The following is an 18578-nucleotide window of genomic DNA, read 5'->3' as shown; positions in this document are numbered from 1 at the left end:
AGACTGTAACGACGTTGCAACGTCGGCGAAGGTGGTCGTCGCGCGTTGAATGTTGAACGTTGAACGTGGGAACGGTTAGAAAGGAAACAAAAGATGCTCAAAGGACGCACCAGGTTCATTGCGCTGTTGCTCGCCGTGCTGCTGACACTCGCAGCATGCGGCGGGCAGCCGACCGGCAGCCCCGGCAATGAATACGGCAGCGGCGGCGCGACAACCGAGCCGACGACTGCTCCTCCGGCGCAACCGTCTACAGGTGACGAGTTGCAGGTTGATCGCTCGCGGCTCTCGAGTGAACTCAGATTCTTCAACTGGACGGATTATGTCGATCCTTCAATCCTGGAAGATTTTGAGAAAGAGTATGGCGTCAAAGTGATTGTTGACCTCTTCGACGCTAACGAAGATATGCTCGCCAAGGTGCGCGCCGGGCGCTCCGGGTACGACATTGTGACGCCATCGGACTATGCGGTTGAGATCATGTGGCGTGACGGACTCATCGCAAAACTTGACAAGTCGCTGCTGCCCAATTTGAAGAACATCGATCCCGACCTGCTCAATAAATATTTCGATCCGGGGAATGTCTATTCTGTGCCGTACATGTACGGCATTACTGGAATCGCCTACAACCGGCAATCCTTCCCCAACGGCGTCGAGAGTTGGGCGGTGCTGTTCGACACGGCGGAGATCGCGCGCTATCGCGGTCAGTTCAGCATGCTCGACGATGAACGCGAAACACCCGGCGCGGCGCTGAAATTCCTGGGCTACTCACTGAATGAAACCAGCCCGGAGGCGCTGAAAAAAGCGCAGGACCTGTTGATCGCCCAGAAACCGTTCCTGGCCGGGTACAACAGCAGTGATGTCAACCGGAAACTGGCGAGCGGCGAATATGTGATTGCGCATGCCTGGAGCGGTTCGGCATTGCAGGCGCGCAACGGCTTGGGCGACGAGTTCTCCGGCAACCCGGATATCGCCTTTGTTATTCCAAAGGAAGGCGGCATGATCTGGATGGACAATATGGTCATCCTGGCCGACTCGCCGAACGCTTATACGGCGCATGTGTTCATGAACTTCCTGATGCGCCCTGATATTGCTGCGCGCAACGCCGAATACATTGGCTATCTCTCGCCGAACGTCGAGGCGATCAAACTGCTGCCGCAGGAGATTATCGACCTGTATAACGAAGGGTTTGCCCCGAACGATGAGGTTCTGAAACGGTTGGAATGGGCAATACGCAATGATCAGACTGCCGCCTTCACCGACCTGTGGACGGCGGTGAAAGGGGAGTAGGGGCGTTGCAGTGCCACGCCGGGGTGTGGCATCGCAATGTTCGGGGGACTGCGGCGTCACACCTGGGGTGTTGAACCGAGAACGTGGGGGCGCACAAAACGCGCCTGACCGAACTCACCTGTCAGGCGCGTTGAACCTCTGGCTGGGGGACAGGGACTCGAACCCCAACTACCTGATCCAGAGTCAGGCGTTCTACCGTTAAACTATCCCCCATCGTGGAAGAAGGGGCGATCATCTCGCCCCTGCTGTTGGTGCCGAAGGGGAGATTTGAACTCCCACGAGGTCACCCTCACTACGCCCTGAACGTAGCGCGTCTGCCAGTTCCGCCACTTCGGCACGCGGATGCTGACGTTTCTGCCAGCAGGCTGTATGATACATCAAACGTGCTGATTTGTCAAACCTCAACCTTGACAATGCCATGCTCAAGTTCATATAATAGAACACGTGTCACACCTTCGTGCGGAGAGCAGGTCAATGGCTTTCAAGGATTACTACGAGATATTGGGCGTGGACCGAAATGCGACGGACGCCGAGATCAAAAAGGCGTACCGCAAACTCGCGCGTCAGTATCACCCTGATATTAATCCCGGCAACAAGGCGGCTGAAGCCCGCTTTAAGGAGATAAACGAGGCGTATGAGGTGCTATCCGATAAGGAAAAGCGCGCGAAGTACGACCGATTCGGGCGCGACTGGCAACGCTATCAGGATATTCCCGATTTTGGCGGGTTTGGCGCCGGCGATTTCGCCGATATTTTCGAGACCCTCTTCGGCGGCGGGCGCGGCGGGCGCAGCAGTGTCACCTACCGCGCGAAAGGTCAGGATGTCGAGCAGTCGGTTGATATTACGCTCGAAGAAGCCTTCAGCGGTACGCAGCGCACTTTGCAGGTACAATCGCTCAATGGCTCGCTGCGCTCGATTACAGTCAGGATACCGCCAGGCGTTGATAGCGGATCGCGGGTGCGGATCGCCGGGGAAGGCGCTCCTGGCATCGGCGGCGGTGCTCGCGGCGACCTGTATCTGGTCATCAATGTCTTGCCGCATTCACGCTTCGAGCGGCGCGGTGACGACCTCTATGTGCGGATTCCTGTCGATCTCTATACCATGCTCCTGGGTGGCGAGGTGAAGGTTCCAGCGATGGGAGGAAGAACCGTTGCGCTCAAGGTGCCCGCAGGCACGCAGAATGGGAAGGTGATGCGCATCAGCGGTCAGGGGATGCCACGCCTGCGCGATCCGCAAACGCGTGGTGATCTCTACGTGACGCTCGAGGTGTCGTTGCCGACCAGCCTTTCGCCACGTGAGCGCGAACTCGTCGAGCAGTTGCGCGCACTAGCGCGATAGGAGCCGCATCTGCCATGAAGCAACGCTACTACACGATCAAGTCGGCGGCTGCGTTGTGTGGCATGCACGAGCAGAGTCTGCGTCTTTACGAGCGGCGCGGTCTCATTCGACCACAACGCACTCCCGGCAATATTCGTCGCTATACTGAGAGCGATATTGAGCAGATTCGCTTTATCAAGCGCCTGATCGATGACCTCGGCGTGAACCTGGCGGGGGTGGAGGTGATCCTGCACCTGCGTCAGCAACTGATCGCAGCGCAGCGCGAACTTGAAGAGTTACGCGACCGCCTGCCGGTCGATGTCTCATAGCCGCGTCGAGATACGCTGTGCGCCATGGTGCGTGTCGTGTTCGTCCGGTGTTGGACTGTGCAAAGAGGAGTCTATGCTGCACTACAAACTGATCCATCCCCAGATCCTTGCTGCTCTGGGGGGTGCGGGCCACGGGTCGCGGGTGTTGATCGCCGACGGAAACTATCCCTTCGCCACCGGCGCGCCGGCCGGCGCGCAACGGGTGTATCTTAATCTCGCTCCTGGCCTCCTGACTGTCACTGATGTGCTGGCTGTGCTGGCTGACGCCATCCCCATCGAATCTGCCCACGTTATGGTTCCTGATACCGCTCCAGAACCCGCTATCTTCACGGAGTTCCGCGCTCTGCTGCCGCATCTCACGTTGCAACCGCTTGGTCGCTTCGCCTTTTACGACGCTGCGCGGGCGCCGGATACGGCGCTTGTTATTGCCACCGGCGAGCAACGGGTGTATGCCAACATTCTCCTGACCATTGGCGTTGTTTCTCCTGCCTGATCATCACGGTTCACAGTATCTTCCAATTCTCTTTGCGACTTCTTCATATCCGGCCGGTATTCTGAGCGCGTGACGATACGGTGCGCCGGACAACCGGCAAACGGGAGAGGAGGTTGGTGATGGTGCGGAAGAACTGGTTTTCGTCTGCTGCTGGCGCTGGGGTTGATGCTGGCGCTGCTGGCGCCTGCCAGGATTACACTGGCGGTTGAAGCAGATGGAACGAGAACGCTACAAGCGCAGGGGAAGGGTATCGTGAAACTGGTCGGTGATGGTTCGGTGTCCATTGGGCGCGGCGCCGACGCTGTGTGGGTCAAGAATGCGACGCGGATCATGACCGAGGGCAAAGGGCGTCGTACCGTTCTCCCCGATGGCACAGTGCGACTGACAGGCTATACCGGTGCGATAACCCTGATTGGCGAGGGTATGGAAGTGAAGGTAGTTGGCGGTGTGATCACTATTCGTGCGGAGGGACACGGCACAGCAACACTCTATGGCGCCGGAACCTATGAGACCGTCGCTGCGCAGGGTGAGTGGGTCCGCGCAGGCGCGCAAGTCGAGTACTGACCAGGTTATACAAAGCGCCTGCGTGAATCGGAGGGCGATTCGCCTTCACCGACGTGCTCTCAGAAACGCGGCGCGCACGCCGGGCGTTCTGGCAACCAGGGCAGAAAAGTGATGTTCGGTCCCACGGCTTCGCCGCGTCCTTCCGGGTTCGCCGCCGGTTCATACGGTCCGCTGGGGAGTTCCCACCAGTTGTTCGTCATAGTGAGCGGCAAGTCGCTGGTGGCGCCTTTGCCGATATTGAACTGGCGGTAGAACGGATTGTTCGGCGGTTCGTGGGCTTCGATAGCATTATCACGGATGTTGAGCATCGGGCTGAGGTTCGGCGGCGCGTCGCTGCGCAGGCTCAGCCCATTAGCGCCGCCGATCAGGGTATTGCACCGCACATTCCCCATCAGTTGAGCATTGGTAAAGAGCGCCAGGTTTGGTCCGGCTGCGCCGACCAGCAGGTTCTGCTCGATCTCAATCCGCGCCGGGCGCTCGAAACTGAGATTCGTGATGCGCAGCGGCGCGGTTCCGGCAACCAGTGCATTGTTCAGGATGCGGTTGTTGACAATCACGATGTCGCTGCCAGGGCTGTCGCCGCCGCCACGCGACAGGGTAATGTCGATGGCCGAACCGTAGGGCATGCGATTGCCCGAAATCTCGCTGTCGCGGATAATCACAAAACTGTCGTCGATACGAAGGTGACCGCCATTGTTAATGATACGCGCGCTCTGTAACGAGAGCCGCCCCGCTTGCACGGTCAGCACGCTGCCGCCGGCGCCGCCGCCGGTGATCGTCACATTGCGCAGATCGATGACGCTGCCAGCCCGCCCGATGATGCTTTCCCAACGCAACCGTGGATCGTCGCCGCCGCCGATCTGCGTGAAACGCACCGGTTGGTCGGGAGTTGCCAATGCCACCATCGAACCGTCGATCACCAGTGACACCCCGCGCCCGATCTGCACCTCGACGCCCGGTTCGATGATCAGCGATGCGCCGCTGCTCACCAGCAGGTCGTTCTGAATAAGGATCGGGCTGCTGGCAGCCGACCAGCGCACACTCCCGCGCAGGGCGTGTTGTGCCGGGCGCGCCGTCGCTACGGGGCGCACCGATCCGCCTGAGCCGCCGGCATCCGCCGGTCGCGCCGCTGGCGCTCCGCCAGGAGGCGCCGCCTGCGGTTGTGGTTGAGCGATTGCTGCCTGCACCGGCGCGTTGGCTGCTGGTGGTTGCCCCTCCGCTCCTGGCGGGGAGTCGATGCGAAAGTCGACCGTGTCCGGCGTTGCGGTGCTCGCCGCTGTGGGGAGCATGGCTGTCGGAAAGGCTGCAGTCGGGCGGATGAGGTCGATCGTTGGTTGCGTTGTAGGGATGTCGGTTGGCAATGCTGTTGGCGACGCAACAACGGTTGGCGACGTGGAAACGTTTATCGCAGCAACAATCGGCGCGGACGTCGCGGTCGCCTCCAGAATGATTGTCGTCACTGCAACTGGCGCCGCAGTTGGCATCACCGGGCGCAGCGCCAGCCCGGCAACAAAGGCGACGGCGACAAGTGCCAGCGCAATGAGCGATCCCAGCGCCCAGAGCGCCGTCAAGACACTGCGCGGCACGTGCAACGTGATCATCGCATCCCGACGGTCGCCCGAACGTTTGTTATGTTCGTCCATCGGCAGTGTTTCTCCCTCGTCATTTGGCGGAGACGCAAGTCGCAGCAGAGGCGATTGCAATGCTATCACAGAAGACGCCCGGCTGCAATATCCGCTTTCAGGAAGATCGTAATCATGAGGTGTCAGGCGGTTGCTGAGCGGCGCCTTATGCTGAGCGGCGGTAGTATCCTGACATCTTTACCTGTTTTAGGGATTGACTTCGTGACAGACGGTATTATAATTGAGTTGCTTCCTCTCCGTGACGTGAAGAAGCTTGTTCTCTGCCAGGCTTCGGCTTTCAGGAGCAGTCATGAGCAGCGCCCTTGCCATCGCCTCAGTCACAGCCTTTCTCAAAAGCGTGCTCGAGAACGGATTGGTCGATGAAGGCGTCAATGCCAGCATTGGCAGTGATGCCATTGTCTCGGCGCTGCCGCCTGATCGGATCGCCACCGGTGCGGACGAACGCCCGCAGATCAATCTCTTCCTTCATCAGGTGACGCCGCATGCCGGTCTGCGAACCGGCGAACGGAGCGGGCAGCGCATGGCGCTGGGGCTGGATTTGCACTATCTTCTGACGGCATATGGCGCGCAGGACTTGCAGATCGAAATTCTCCTGGGGTACGCTGCACTGGTTCTGTGCCGCATGCCGTTCGCCGGTCGCGACGCCATTCGTGAGGCGCTGGCGACGCTGGCTTCGGACGATCACGGAGGCATTCCGCCGCCGACGCTTCAGGCGCTGGCAGGGTTTGATCCCGGCTCGCAAATAGAACGACTTGAAATTCGCCCACAGTACCTGAGCGGCGAGGAATTGACGAAGATATGGTCGCCGTTGCAGGCGCGTTATCGTCCGTCGCTGTCGTACCGGGTGTCGATGGTGACCATCGGATAGATAAATAGACTGCGCGCATTACATTAAATGACCATCATCTCCGGTGAAACCTGGGAACGCATTAATCATCGCGCGCTAGAAACGGCGCTCGCGCGTGTGCGTGTAGCGCTCGAACGGTATCTTGCACGCCTCAATCACGTTTCCTCTGCTGCCTCTGATCGGCTTTCTTTTCTAGAGTCGGATAGCGCCGATGAGCGATCTGCGCTCGACACACTGTGCGCCACGTTTCGATTGTCGCCATTCGAGCGCGATCTGCTGGCGCTCTGCGCCGGTGTGGAACTCGACGCGGGTATTGCAACGTTGTGCGCCGAAGCGCAAGGCGATCCACAGCGGGTGTCGCCGACTTTCAGCCTGGCGCTCGCCGCGCTGCCTGGCGCGCACTGGAGCGCGCTGGCGCCCGATGCGCCGCTACGCTACTGGCGTCTGATCGAGCCTGCCTCCGGCGGATTGCTGACCCGCGCTCCGCTGCGGATCGATGAGCGCGTGTTGCATTATCTGACCGGCATCTCGTATCTCGATGAGCGGCTGTGTGGGCTGATAACGCCGATCCGCGCAACAGAGGCGTTATTGCCGTCGCATCAGGCGCTGGCGGACCGTATTGCCGCCGTCTGGCGGCGCGCGCGCGGCGGGATGTTTCCGCTCATCCAGGTGTGCGGCGACGACCGCGCGACTCGCCAGGCGATTGCTGTTGCTGCGTGCGCATCGGTCGGGGTGACGCTCCATACGCTGAATGCCGCCGTGATGCCATTGGCGGTTGCGGATGTCGAGTCGCTGATACGGTTATGGGAGCGCGAAGCGGCGTTGAGCGCCGGTGCGTTGCTTGTCGAGTGCGATGATGTCGATCCCGCCGATACGGTGCGCGCCAGCATGCTCACATGGCTCCTCGAACGGACCGGCGGCGCCCTGATGGTGTCGGCGCGCGATCGCTGGCGTCCAACACAGCGGGTGACAGTCACCATCGATGTGCATCGCACGAGCAGCCGTGAGCAGCGCAATGCATGGCGCGCGGCGCTTGGCGCCACTGCCGATCACCTCGATGGTCATGTCGATCTGCTCGTTTCACAGTTCAATCTGAGTGCGCACGCTATTCGCGCCGCCAGCGCCGAGGCGCTCGGTCGAGTGCAGGAGTATGCCGGTCACGACGTTGCGCGCGCCGTCTGGGAAGCCAGTCGCGCTCAGGCACGCCCGCGCCTTGACGATCTGGCGCAGCGGATCGAGGCATCCGTGGCATGGGACGATCTGGTGCTGCCGGAGCCGCAGCGACGTCTTTTGCGCGATATCGCGGCGCATGTGCGGCAGCGGGCGCGGGTGTACGAAACCTGGGGGTTTGCTGCGCGCAGTTCGCGCGGGCTGGGGATCAGCGCGCTGTTTGCCGGCGCCAGCGGCACCGGCAAAACGATGGCGGCTGAAGTGCTGGCGAACGAACTGCACCTCGACCTGTATCGCATCGATCTGTCGTCGGTCGTCAGCAAATACATCGGCGAGACGGAGAAGAACCTGCGGCGCATCTTCGACGCTGCCGAGTCGGGGGGGGCGATTTTGCTGTTCGATGAAGCCGATGCGCTGTTCGGCAAACGCAGCGAAGTCAAGGACAGCCACGACCGCTATGCCAACATCGAGGTGAGTTACCTGTTGCAGCGCATGGAAGCCTACCGCGGTCTCGCCATCCTGACGACGAATCTGAAAAGTGCGCTGGATGCGGCATTTCTGCGCCGTATCCGGTTCGTGGTGCAGTTCCCGTTCCCCGATGCTGCGCAGCGCGCCGAGATCTGGCGGCGCTCGTTCCCGCCGGGCGCGCCGACTGATGGGCTTGATTTCGAGAAACTGGCGCGGTTGAACGTTGCGGGCGGCAACATTCGCAATATTGCGCTCAATGCCGCTTTTCTCGCCGCCGATGCGGGCGAGCCGATCCGGATGGCGCACCTGCTCCGCGCCGCGCGTGCCGAGTACGCCAAACTCGAAAAGCAACTCACCGAAGCCGAGGTTGCAGGGTGGGTGTAAGTGAGGGGCGAGGCGCGAGACGCGAGGGGCGAGGTGCGAGGCGGGGGGCGGGGGGCGGGGGGTGTGAGACGCGAGGCGAGGGGCGCGAGGTGCGAGACGCGAGGCGCGAGGCGCGAGGGTCCCGACAATGGCGTCGCGCGCGATGTATCTCGCATTGGTGGCGAGGCGCGAGGGTCCCGACAATGGCGTAGCGCGAGATTTATCTCGCATTTGTGGCGAGGCGCGAGGTGCGAGGCGCGAGGCGCGGGGCGCGAGGTATGAGGCGCGAGGCGCGAGGTGCGAGACGCGAGGTGCGAGACGAGAGGGTCCTGATAATGGCGTAGCGCGAGATTTATCTCGCATTGGCGGAGAGGCGCGAGGCGAGGGGCGTGAGGCGCGAGGGTCCTGATAATGGCGTAGCGCGAGATTTATCTCGCATTGGCGGAGAGGCGCGAGGCGCGGGGCGTGAGGCGCGAGGGTCCTGATAATGGTGTAGCGCGAGATTTATCTCGCATTGGCGGCGAGGCGCGAGGTGCGAGGGTCCTGACAATGGCGTCGCGCGCGATGTATCTCGCATTGGTGGCGAGGCGCGAAGTGCGAGGCGCGAGGCGCGGGGCGTGAGGCGCGAGGCGCGAGGGGCGCGAGGCGCGAGGGGTGAGGCGCGAGGGGTGAGGCGAGAGGCGCGAGGGGTGAGGCGAGAGGCGCGAGGGATGAGGCGCGAGGGGTGAGGCGAGAGGCGCGAGGGGTGAGGCGCGAGGGGTGAGGGGCGCGAGGGACCCGACAATGGCGTAGCGCGAGATGTATCTCGCAAACGCCTACAAGCAGAATGCAGGTTGAACAATGTCCGAACGCCAGCGAGTCGCACTACCACGTCGTCGCCCAGTTGAGACAGCGACGACAGCAACACTGCGTTCATGGCGCGCGGTGAATGCTTTGGTTGACCAGAGTGCGCCGGTTGGTGATGGGCATCTGTTCAACCAGATGCGTCTGAGTGCGCCTGCGCCTCTGGTTCAGCGCAAAGAGCCACAGTCCGATGGAATGACCGGCGCCTTCACCACTGGCGACACGGCGCCGACCGATTCGGCGATCAATCCGCTCGTCGGTTTGAAACGCGGTGATGGCTTGAACTATGGCACGTGGGACCTTCGCCCACGGGTCAAACTATTGCAGCATAAACTGAACGAAAAAACCGGCGCCGGCCTCAACGTGGACGGCATGTGGGGTCCGAAAACTTCGGCGGCGCTCGAGACCTTCATGCTCAGCCGGAGTACGGTTCCTGCCGAGATCGTCGATCAGGATACCGCTGATGCTCTGCTTGATCGCCGGAAGGAAACGCCGGGACCGGGTCCTCAACCGATTCCTCCCGGGCCGCAACCGACTGAAGCGCCCTACAACCAGACGCTCGAAGATGTGCTGGATGCCGTCTGGTTGCAGTATCAGTTGACCTTCGAGGGACAGCGCAACGGATTGCACAGACTCGAGAAAGACCTGGCAACAATCGAGAAACCAAAAAACACGCTCGTCGAAGTGCTGAAAGACGCCGGAAAAGCGGCGCTCGATGCATTGTTGGGGTGGGGCGGCGGCGCGCTGCGCGGACCCATCAAAGCCGCGCTCGCCGGGCTTGGCGAAACGATTGCAAAAGACGGCGTCGATAAGGTGTTCGATAAAGCGCAGGAATCAGCCGGCACGGAGGTTGGCAAAAAAGTCGATGAACTGGGGAACGAGGATGGACCCACCCTCGAAACTTTTCTTGAGGCGCAGCGCGCTGCGCTCGAAGAAGCCTCGTCGCAGACCCAGGAGAACTTTCTGCTCGAAACGCGCGCAAAATTGCGCCTTCCTGCGGAAGGCGAGCCAGTCAGCAGTGGACCGGAAGATCCGCGGGTGGTGCGTGCGAAGAAACTGCTCGATGCTGTCAAACGGGAACGCCCGCAGGCGTTTCAGAAGCAGTACGATGAGTCGCTGGCGAAATGGGCGATCGCGCAGGCGCAGTCGAAACTCGGCACGATGGACAGCCCGAGCATGTCGGTCGGCGAAGACAAAGTGAAAACGACCGATATGAGCAAGGCGGAGCCTGGCATGCCGGGCGTGCTCACGATCGAAATCGAGGGAACCAGACCGGAATTGCCGGTGAAGATCACTGGCGCAAAGATTGCCGGCTTGAGCGAAAAGACGCGCCAGGCTCTGGAGCGCCAGCAAAAAAGCATCCTTGACCTCGGCATGCCGCGCTATGCGTCGGGCAAGGTGGAAATCAACACCGGTCTGGGGTCGATCCTGAACTTTACCAAACCCACCATTCGCATCGCCCAGAACGAAACCGGTGACCTGTTCGAGCGTGAGAGTACGGAAGGCGGCAAGGAGTGGCTGAAGAAAAAAGCCCGACCCTACGAAGAAGTGCTGACCGAAGACCTGGTTAAGGAAGGGATGCGCATGGTGTGGGAAGAGATCGACCGCAAGCGTCTCAGCGACGTGCCGGGTGGATTGAAGGGTCCCTGAGCGAAACGAGGCAGGCATATGCACGAACGTCTGATGATACGCCGTCAACGCCAGGCTGCGCAGCAGCATACAGCGACCTTTGAGCGTGCGCCCGAGACGATGACCGCACTGCCAGGCGCGGGGCAGGGACATGCGTTTGGCGCCTTCACCCTCCATCACGCGCCATCAGGTGTGCCGCAGACGAAACTGATGGTCAACGCCCCGGGCGACGTGTACGAACAGGAGGCTGACCGCATTGCGTCGCAGGTGCTGCGCATGAGCGATGAGGAGGTTCAGACCTCGCGTGTTGCAGGCGGCATTCAACAGATGTGCGCGGAATGCGCAGCGCAGAAAGACGAACCGACGTCGGCAGGCGCTGCTGAGGAAGAGGAAGATCTGATCCAGGCGAAAGAAGAACCTGGCGCCGTCCCGGAAGTGACGCCTGAGACACAGGCAGCGATTGACGCCATGCACGGCGGCGGTGCGCCGCTCGACCGGGAGACGCGCGCGTTCATGGAGCCGCGTTTCGGGCACGATTTCAGCCAGGTGCGCATCCATACCGATGCACGTGCTGCAACCGTCGCGCGGTCGCTCGATGCGCTGGCGTTCACCGTCGGGAACGACATCGCCTTCGCGCCGGGGCAGTATCAGCCGGGCAGCGACGAGGGGCGCGCGCTGCTGGCGCACGAATTGACCCACACCATCCAGCAGACCGGCGGCGCGGCGCGGGTGCAGCGGCAGGAGAGGGCAGCAACACAGACAGGGACGGCTGGCGCCACGACGATTGAAGACCTGACTGATGGGGCGATCAGCGTCCAGGGCAGTGGCGCGCTTGTGCGTATCAATACGGCGATGATGACCATCGACAGCGGCATGCTGCGCACCGGCGGCGTGACCCAGACCGATACGCTCATTGCTAACGCAGTCATTGCATCGAGTTATACGCCAGGCGCCGGCAACATCATGTGATCTGGCAGCGACGATTCATATGACTTCCAGGCAGACATTCCAGTTCAGACGCTTCGAGCGAACCGCCAACCACGTCAGTGCGCGGCGTGAATCGCAGTCTGATCACAGCGCAGAGCAGGGTCAATTTCGCCATGCGTTTCATCAGGCGTTTCCTGGCGAGGCGGACCAGCCGCCGCCGGCGGAGTCGGAGACGGGGCAAGAGCAGCCGCAAAGTGGAGCGCCGCTCGATAGCGCAGTCCAGCGCATATTGGCTGGAGATCGGCGTGTGCATCGGACAATCCATCAGGCGATCAGTGCGATCAAGGCGCGCTGCCCTGATCAGAGGCGTCCTGCACAGCGTATGTCCGTGTCGGAAGGCGATGTCGTCGCTGACGTTTCGCCTGCTGTCGAGTCGGACATCGATGCGATGCACGGCGGCGGTGCGCCGCTCGACCGGGAGACGCGCGCGTTTATGGAGCCGCGCTTCGGGCACGATTTCAGCCAGGTGCACATTCATGCCGATGCGCGCGCCGCAACCGTGGCGCGGTCGCTCGATGCGCTGGCGTTCACCGTCGGGAACGACATCGCTTTCGCGCCGGGGCAGTATCAGCCGGGCAGCGACGAGGGGCGCGCGCTGCTGGCGCACGAATTGACCCACATCATCCAGCAGACCGGCGGCGCGGCGCGGGTGCAGCGGCAGGAGGCAGGTGAAGGCGAAGAGGAACATAGCGGCGTTGGTGATGAGGTGCAACCGCCGGTGACGCTGACCAATCCACGGTTTGCGCCCATTCCTGCGCTGCGTGACATTGGGGAAGGACGACGCACGCTCTCGACGCGCGATAACGGTAGACCGGTAAAGGCTGTGCAAACGGCGCTCCTCGATCTGGGATACTCGCTGCTGCGGTTTCACGATGATGGTCGGCTTGGCAACGAAACGCGCGATGCGGTGCGTCAGTTTCGCGCCGACCGGCATCTTGCGCCAGGAGTGGACGTCGATTATACCGTGATCGCCGTGCTGGACCGTGTGGCGCCGCCCCCTGGACGGGCGACTGAGCATTTCGTTGATTACGAACGGTTGCTGGCGGATGATCGTCTCGATTTTTCGATATCGCTTGGCTATGACGAAGGGCAGAGCCATGTCAGCGATGCCGAGTCTGCCAGGCGATGGCTCGAAGGACAGGGATTCACGCTCAGCGCTGGCTCTCCCGCCGAAGGTGATGAGCGGTACGAAATGCGTCGAGATATCACGTATCCCAATGCTCAAGGGGAGCGGGTGACGAAGAATGTGCTGGTGACATTGCGCCTCATCACGCCGGGAGAAGGAGCGGCGCGTCGTTTTCTCGAAACACTGAATGAAACAGAGATCATGACCTATGTGGGACATGCGCGCGGCGGTCTGGGACCAGATTTCGACGACAAGCACAGCGCCCGTGAAAATGTCGTCATCGGCGCGCACTCTCGCCTGCACGACCAACCGAATACCAGCGTGCGCACGCCGCGCGATCCCTACTGGCGGGAGATCAACAGCGAGCGAACCAATACGCTGGAGGAAATGACGGATCGCGGCGCCTGGGATGAGCAACGCTATCGGGTCTGGCTCTTTTATGCCTGTACGTCGCTCAACTATCAGGACGAGCTGCGCGGCGGGTTGCTGCCGCCAAGCATGAACCGTGAGAATCTTGATATTTTCGGTACGAACAAAGCGGTGCCGATTGCTGCCGGTCTAGAGCCAACCTTCGCAATGATCGAAGGCATCCTCAACGCGCAAACGATGGAGCAGATTGTTCGCGCTATGCAGCAGCGCATGGAAGATGCGCTGCGCGCATACCCGAATTTGACGTCGCCTCAGTTGCGCGCTGCATTACGCGAGTACAGCAACGCATTCTACCGCGAAGGCGCTGCGGATAACCCGACAGCGCCGGCGGTTGAATAAATGGGTGTGGATCGGTCGTTCCTACAGAGCAGAACGCGCCTCTCTCCTGCGCAGAGAGTTCGTCAGAAGAGCACAGACGGGGAAGTCGGATGAGCATACGTCTATCTCGCACATGCCAGAGAGCGCCATCGTCGCTCTCGAAGAAGACTTCTGATGGACATGCGGATCGGAGCGCTGTCAGCGGTCGCAGCGGGGCGGTGATCGATACGATGCGCGGCGGCGCGCCGCTCGACCGGGAGCCGCGCTTCGGGCACGATTTCAGCCAGGTGCGCATTCATGCCGATGCGCGCGCCGCAACCGTCGCGCGGTCGCTCGATGCGCTGGCGTTCACCGTTGGAAACGACATTGCGTTTGCGCCGGGGCAGTATCAGCCGGGCAGCGACGAGGGGCGCGCCCTGTTGGCGCACGAATTGACCCACACCATCCAGCAGACCGGCGGCGCGGTGCGGGTGCAGCGGCAGACGCTGCCCGATCTTCAAGGTGTCGGTGCGAATCTGGGACTTCCCGAAACCATGCAGTCACCACCCTCCAGCGGTTTGCAGAGCGGCGGCAGGCGTATGATCAGTTACGGCAGCCAGGGACCGGATGTCGCTGATGCGCAGCAGTTGCTCAACCAGCATGGCGCAGCGCCGCCTTTGGCAGTAGACGGCATCTTTGGACCGAAGACGCGCCAGGCGACGATTGCGTTTCAGAAGAGTCGCGGGCTGGCGCCCGACGGGATTATTGGACCGTTGACCTGGGGGGCGCTGGAGTCGGGAGCGCCAGGACCGCAGCCGCCGGGACCGCAACCACAACCTCCAGGACCGCAGCCGCAGCCGGTCGAGCGCTGGACGAATGAAGACCGTTTAATGGTTGCTGCGCATATCCAGCCCGGCGTGCTGACAGCACACCAGGCATCGCGGATCGAACCAGCAGTCATGGCGCTTTCCGACGATGAGTACACCGCCTTCCGCGCCTTGTTGCAGAGTGCGGGTTCCAGTATGGAACGCGCCTTTCTGTGCAAGGCGCTGGCAGCCAGTCGCTCACTGAGCGACATCGCCGACTTTGCCGCCACGATCCGCGGACTGAGCGACAACTGGTTGTTGCGCAACCTGAATGTGGTAGACCTGAACGAAGCGGACGGCGTCGAGCGCGGCATTATTCAGCAATATGGCAACAGTTGCGGTCCCACGTCGGTGCAAGTCATCCGCGCCTCAGCCGACCCGATCTATGCTCTGGCGTTGCGCTCCGCCGGGCCGATCGAACAGGCGTCGGAACATGCCGTCAGCGCGCCGGACACGATTCCCAATCAGATGCTTGCCGGTGAGCAAAAGGCGATCCTCGACACCCATGCCGCTGCGGGAACCGGTAATCCGGCGACCGATCGCACCCAGCCGACAGGCGGCGCGTGGGTCGAGGCGGAAATGAATGCGCTCTCTGGCGCAACCGGCGTAACCTATCAGACGCAGATCGTCGGCACGCAGATGACGCTTGACGCGGCGCTCGACGTGCTGAGAACCAACCTGGCGGCTGGTATCTTCGTGCCGATCGTTGTTGGCGGCAGCGTCGGTGATACAGCGCACTATGTGATGGCGATGGCCATCAGCGGCAACCGTATCCAGATCCACGACGTTGCCACCGGCGACACCGTCTGGCGCACCGAGCAGGATTTCAAAGCCAGCACGCTGAACCTGCCGAGCGGGCATACGATGCTGACCGCTATCGATGTGCCATCGGCTGTGCCAACAGCGCAGCCGCAACCCGCAACGCCGTAGGCATGCTGAAGAGAGGGGCAATTATGCCGATCAATCCGCACCGCGATTATACGCGCCAGGAGCAACTCGCGCTCGATCTGACGGAACTGTTTGCTGAAGGATTGCGCGACGAAGAAGGACGATTGCCACTGGCGTTGCAGGGGATCGGAAGTGCAGCAATGGCGATGCAGGTCGAAGAGGCGGGAGTGCCGCTGCCGATGTTCAATCGTATGCTGACGACCGCCAACGAAATCAGCCTGGAACGCGCCGGCGCCATGCCTGAGGAACTGGTCGAAGAGTTGGAAAAGCGCGGTTTCCCGCAGATTGCGCGCATCGTGCGCGCAGGGATCGCCGCTTGCCGTGATGAGGACGATTACCGCAATTTCGTGCGCTGGCTTATTCAGGTGCGCAATCTGATCGTGTTTCGCGCGCAGGCGCTGCGGCATCGCACAAGTGACCAACCATGATCGCAGATGTCCATCTTGCCATTCGTCACATGATTCTGAACCGGGGCTTGATCCCGGCGGATGAAGTAGACGTGCGTTTCGAGCGCCCGACGAAGGAGTGGGTCAGTTCACTGGTGCGCCCGACGATCAACCTGTACTTGTTCGATATCGACGAAAACGTCGATCTGCGCCAGACGAACATGCCGGTGATGCGCGGCGGCGGCAGTGCATCGTACCGTATGCCGATGCGCCGCTTCGATCTGCGCTACATGGTGACGGTGTTCGCCACGGTCGCTGCGGATGAGCATCTGCTGATCTATCGCGTGCTCGCCACTCTGCTGCGTTTTCCGTCGTTGCCGCCATCGTCGCTGGCGGCAGCCATGGCGGTCATTGCAGGACGCGAGGGATACGTTGCAGAAGAAGCGCGGTTCATGGCGCTTGCCGGGGCTGGCGAACGCACCACGCTGCGCGACCTGCGCAGCGCCCTCGCATCTGCTGAAATCGGTTCGGCGGCGCGTGCGGCAATGATGGCGCTGGTTGATGAACCGCAGGTGACAACCAAAATCGCCACTGCCGAGGAGAGTCTGCGTCTGCTCGATGTGTGGAATGCGCTCGAACAGGCGCCGCGCGCCTCATTGCTCTACGTGGTGACGGTTCCGGTCGATCTTGACATCGTCATCGATTCACCGCTGGTGCTGACGCGAACGCTGCGCGTCCGGCAGCGAACCGATGCCGCCGCGTCCACGGAGTTGCTTCGGATTGGCGGAACCGTGCGTGATCATGCCGGCGCGCCGCTCTCGGGAGTGACGGTTGCCATCGAAGGAGGTGCAATCGAAACGGTTACGGATAGCGAAGGCAGATATGCGCTGAGTCACATCCCGCTGGGGGAAGTGACCCTGCGGGTAACACGCCCTGATGGGAGCGTCCACATCGCAACATTCGCAACACCGTCGGACTCATACGACATCTTGCTGGATTGAAAGGAGCGGTTCATGCCTGAGTATCTCTCGCCTGGCGTCTACATCGAAGAAGTCAGCAGCGGTCCGCGTCCGATTGAGGGGGTTGGCACGGCAATGGCGGCGTTCGTCGGGTTCGCCGCTGCCGGTCCCGTTAATCAACCTGTGCTGGTGACCAGTTGGACGCAGTATGTCGAGAAGTTTGGTCGTCTCGATGAAAGCGGGCGGCGCAACCCACACATGGATGGCGCCTATCTGTCGCATGCCGTCTACGGCTACTTTCTCAACGGCGGCGGTCGGTGCTATGTGACGCGCATCCCGCAGCAGGCGGACGGCAAAGCGCCTCCTCCGCCGCGCCTCGAACTCCCGACGCGGGCCTCGAAGGCGCTGACCTCGCTGATTGTCACACCCAAGAGCGAAACTGCCAGCGACATTCAAGTGGAGATCGGTCCGCCGGTTGGCGAAAATCCGCCTCCCGAAGCGTTTACGGTCAAAATCAGCATGGGGGAAGTGAAGGAAGTCTACGAGAATGTGTCGTTCAACAAACGACCAAAAGATGGAACCTCTTACGTGGTCGAGAAGATCAACAGTTCCAGCACGCTGGTGCAGGTCGCTGAAGGACCGGCGACCGGCTCGCTGGCGGACCGTGTGCCGGAGTTTGGCATGTCGGTCATCAAGCCGCTGGCGCCGATCGTTCCGGCGCGCGTGGATGCGACGACATTCGTCGGTAGCGCCGCCGAGCGCAGCGGTGTCGAGGGATTGGAGATCGCCGAGGATGTGACCATGATCTGCGCGCCAGACCTGATGGCAGCCTATCAGTCGGGCGCAATCACGAAAGAAGGAGTCAAAGCTGTCCAACTGGCGATGATTGCCCACGCCGAACGCATGCAGGATCGCATGGTCATTCTCGATCCGCTTCCTGGTCTGACGCCGCAGCAGGTCAAGCAGTGGCGCGAGCGCGACACGAACTACGACTCGAAGTTTGCCGTGCTCTACTACCCCTGGCTCAAAATCATGGGACCGGACGGCAAGACGGAGATGGAGATTCCGCCGTGCGGACACATTGCGGGCATCTGGGCGCGCAACGACAATACGCGCGGCGTCCACAAAGCGCCGGCGAACGAGGTTGTTCAGGGTGCGCTTGGACCGGCGATTGCGATCACGAAAGGCGAGCAGGATGTGCTCAACCCGATTGGGGTCAACTGCATCCGGTCGTTCACCGGTATGGGGTTGCGGGTCTGGGGTGCACGCACCCTCTCCAGCGATGCCGCCTGGCGCTACGTCAATGTGCGGCGTCTTTTCAACTACGTCGAGAAGTCAATCGAACGCGGGACGCAGTGGGTTGTCTTCGAGCCGAACGACCCCAACCTGTGGGCGCGCGTCAAGCGTGACGTGGAAGCGTTCCTGACCGTCTGCTGGCGTGATGGCATGCTGTTTGGTCTGACACCGCGCGAGGCGTTCTATGTCAAGTGTGACGAAGAACTGAACCCGCCCGAAGTGCGCGATCAGGGCAAACTGATCATCGAAGTCGGGCTGGCGCCAGTCAAACCCGCCGAGTTCGTCATCTTCCGCTTCAGCCAGTTCGCTGGCGGCGGGGCATAAGCATAAAAGG

The 18578-nt window shown here is 61.6% G+C and carries 15 protein-coding genes and 2 tRNA genes; 14 read left to right on the top strand and 3 right to left on the bottom strand.

From position 1 onward, the window contains the following. The first annotated feature begins 93 nt into the window (after positions 1–93). Complete coding sequence (locus RCAS_RS14635; protein WP_012121332.1) at positions 94–1284, top strand: ABC transporter substrate-binding protein; 1191 nt, start codon at positions 94–96, stop codon at positions 1282–1284. Positions 1285–1423: 139 nt separating this feature from the next. Here the strand turns inward: RCAS_RS14635 and RCAS_RS14630 are convergent. After that, positions 1424–1497, bottom strand: a tRNA-Gln gene (locus RCAS_RS14630). A gap of 36 nt (positions 1498–1533) precedes the next feature. Continuing rightward, positions 1534–1620 (bottom strand) — tRNA-Leu (locus RCAS_RS14625). Positions 1621–1758: 138 nt separating this feature from the next. Here RCAS_RS14625 and RCAS_RS14620 point away from each other — a divergent pair. From RCAS_RS14620 to RCAS_RS14605, 4 genes are all read left to right on the top strand, one after another. Then, complete coding sequence (locus RCAS_RS14620) at positions 1759–2622, top strand: DnaJ C-terminal domain-containing protein (RefSeq protein WP_012121331.1); 864 nt, start codon at positions 1759–1761, stop codon at positions 2620–2622. 14 nt (positions 2623–2636) lie between these two features. Next, on the top strand, positions 2637–2930 hold the full coding sequence (locus RCAS_RS14615) for a MerR family transcriptional regulator (RefSeq protein WP_012121330.1): 294 nt from the start codon (positions 2637–2639) through the stop codon (positions 2928–2930). Between the two features lie 73 nt (positions 2931–3003). Then, complete coding sequence (locus RCAS_RS14610; RefSeq protein WP_012121329.1) at positions 3004–3423, top strand: RbsD/FucU family protein; 420 nt, start codon at positions 3004–3006, stop codon at positions 3421–3423. A gap of 165 nt (positions 3424–3588) precedes the next feature. Further along, entirely contained in the window at positions 3589–3987 is a 399-nt protein-coding gene (locus RCAS_RS14605; RefSeq protein WP_012121328.1) for a hypothetical protein, read from the top strand. A 59-nt stretch (positions 3988–4046) separates the two neighbouring features. On the opposite strand, the gene RCAS_RS14600 is transcribed toward RCAS_RS14605, so the two are convergent. Further along, positions 4047–5630, bottom strand: a complete 1584-nt coding sequence (locus tag RCAS_RS14600; protein ID WP_012121327.1) for a right-handed parallel beta-helix repeat-containing protein — start codon at positions 5628–5630, stop codon at positions 4047–4049. 289 nt (positions 5631–5919) lie between these two features. On the opposite strand from RCAS_RS14600, the gene RCAS_RS14595 reads away from it, so the two are divergent. From RCAS_RS14595 to RCAS_RS14555, 9 genes are all read left to right on the top strand, one after another. Continuing rightward, a complete protein-coding gene (locus RCAS_RS14595; RefSeq protein WP_012121326.1) occupies positions 5920–6498 on the top strand; it encodes a DUF4255 domain-containing protein in 579 nt (192 codons plus the stop codon). Between the two features lie 27 nt (positions 6499–6525). Next, positions 6526–8499, top strand: coding sequence for an ATP-binding protein (locus tag RCAS_RS14590; protein ID WP_012121325.1), 1974 nt, complete (start codon positions 6526–6528; stop codon positions 8497–8499). Between the two features lie 819 nt (positions 8500–9318). Further along, positions 9319–10971 carry a peptidoglycan-binding domain-containing protein gene (locus tag RCAS_RS14585; protein ID WP_012121324.1) on the top strand — a complete coding sequence of 551 codons (1653 nt, stop codon included), beginning with the start codon at positions 9319–9321 and terminating at the stop codon, positions 10969–10971. An 18-nt stretch (positions 10972–10989) separates the two neighbouring features. Further along, positions 10990–11919, top strand: a complete 930-nt coding sequence (locus tag RCAS_RS23410; RefSeq protein ID WP_012121323.1) for an eCIS core domain-containing protein — start codon at positions 10990–10992, stop codon at positions 11917–11919. Between the two features lie 19 nt (positions 11920–11938). Further along, positions 11939–13831, top strand: coding sequence for an eCIS core domain-containing protein (locus RCAS_RS26010; RefSeq protein ID WP_012121322.1), 1893 nt, complete (start codon positions 11939–11941; stop codon positions 13829–13831). 89 nt (positions 13832–13920) lie between these two features. Further along, positions 13921–15585: an eCIS core domain-containing protein gene (locus RCAS_RS23405; protein ID WP_012121321.1), complete on the top strand. Its 1665-nt coding sequence runs from the start codon at positions 13921–13923 to the stop codon at positions 15583–15585. Positions 15586–15608: 23 nt separating this feature from the next. Next, positions 15609–16031 (top strand): hypothetical protein, encoded by a 423-nt coding sequence (locus RCAS_RS14565; protein ID WP_012121320.1) that lies wholly within the window; start codon positions 15609–15611, stop codon positions 16029–16031. Next, entirely contained in the window at positions 16028–16990 is a 963-nt protein-coding gene (locus tag RCAS_RS14560; RefSeq protein ID WP_012121319.1) for a Pvc16 family protein, read from the top strand. The genes RCAS_RS14565 and RCAS_RS14560 overlap by 4 nt, the downstream gene beginning before the upstream one ends. Before the next feature lie 12 nt (positions 16991–17002). Then, complete coding sequence (locus tag RCAS_RS14555; RefSeq protein WP_012121318.1) at positions 17003–18568, top strand: phage tail sheath family protein; 1566 nt, start codon at positions 17003–17005, stop codon at positions 18566–18568. Positions 18569–18578: the final 10 nt, after the last annotated feature.

It is taken from the genome of Roseiflexus castenholzii DSM 13941, from assembly GCF_000017805.1.
In the GTDB taxonomy this organism is placed as follows: domain Bacteria; phylum Chloroflexota; class Chloroflexia; order Chloroflexales; family Roseiflexaceae; genus Roseiflexus; species Roseiflexus castenholzii.
Note: the sequence above shows the minus strand (reverse complement) of the source record. Positions and strands in the feature narration are given on the sequence as shown.

Bases quoted from the DNA above. Each gene is read 5' to 3' on its own strand.
- RCAS_RS14610 (WP_012121329.1), top strand. From the start codon at position 3,004: ATGCTGCACTACAAACTGATCCATCCCCAGATCCTTGCTGCTCTGGGG.
- RCAS_RS14585 (WP_012121324.1), top strand. From the start codon at position 9,319: ATGTCCGAACGCCAGCGAGTCGCACTACCACGTCGTCGCCCAGTTGAG.
- RCAS_RS14635 (WP_012121332.1), top strand. From the start codon at position 94: ATGCTCAAAGGACGCACCAGGTTCATTGCGCTGTTGCTCGCCGTGCTG.
- RCAS_RS14615 (WP_012121330.1), top strand. From the start codon at position 2,637: ATGAAGCAACGCTACTACACGATCAAGTCGGCGGCTGCGTTGTGTGGC.
- RCAS_RS14620 (WP_012121331.1), top strand. From the start codon at position 1,759: ATGGCTTTCAAGGATTACTACGAGATATTGGGCGTGGACCGAAATGCG.
- RCAS_RS26010 (WP_012121322.1), top strand. From the start codon at position 11,939: ATGACTTCCAGGCAGACATTCCAGTTCAGACGCTTCGAGCGAACCGCC.
- RCAS_RS23410 (WP_012121323.1), top strand. From the start codon at position 10,990: ATGCACGAACGTCTGATGATACGCCGTCAACGCCAGGCTGCGCAGCAG.
- RCAS_RS14555 (WP_012121318.1), top strand. From the start codon at position 17,003: ATGCCTGAGTATCTCTCGCCTGGCGTCTACATCGAAGAAGTCAGCAGC.
- RCAS_RS14595 (WP_012121326.1), top strand. From the start codon at position 5,920: ATGAGCAGCGCCCTTGCCATCGCCTCAGTCACAGCCTTTCTCAAAAGC.
- RCAS_RS14560 (WP_012121319.1), top strand. From the start codon at position 16,028: ATGATCGCAGATGTCCATCTTGCCATTCGTCACATGATTCTGAACCGG.
- RCAS_RS14600 (WP_012121327.1), bottom strand. From the start codon at position 5,630: ATGGACGAACATAACAAACGTTCGGGCGACCGTCGGGATGCGATGATC.
- RCAS_RS14565 (WP_012121320.1), top strand. From the start codon at position 15,609: ATGCCGATCAATCCGCACCGCGATTATACGCGCCAGGAGCAACTCGCG.
- RCAS_RS14590 (WP_012121325.1), top strand. From the start codon at position 6,526: ATGACCATCATCTCCGGTGAAACCTGGGAACGCATTAATCATCGCGCG.
- RCAS_RS23405 (WP_012121321.1), top strand. From the start codon at position 13,921: ATGAGCATACGTCTATCTCGCACATGCCAGAGAGCGCCATCGTCGCTC.
- RCAS_RS14605 (WP_012121328.1), top strand. From the start codon at position 3,589: ATGCTGGCGCTGCTGGCGCCTGCCAGGATTACACTGGCGGTTGAAGCA.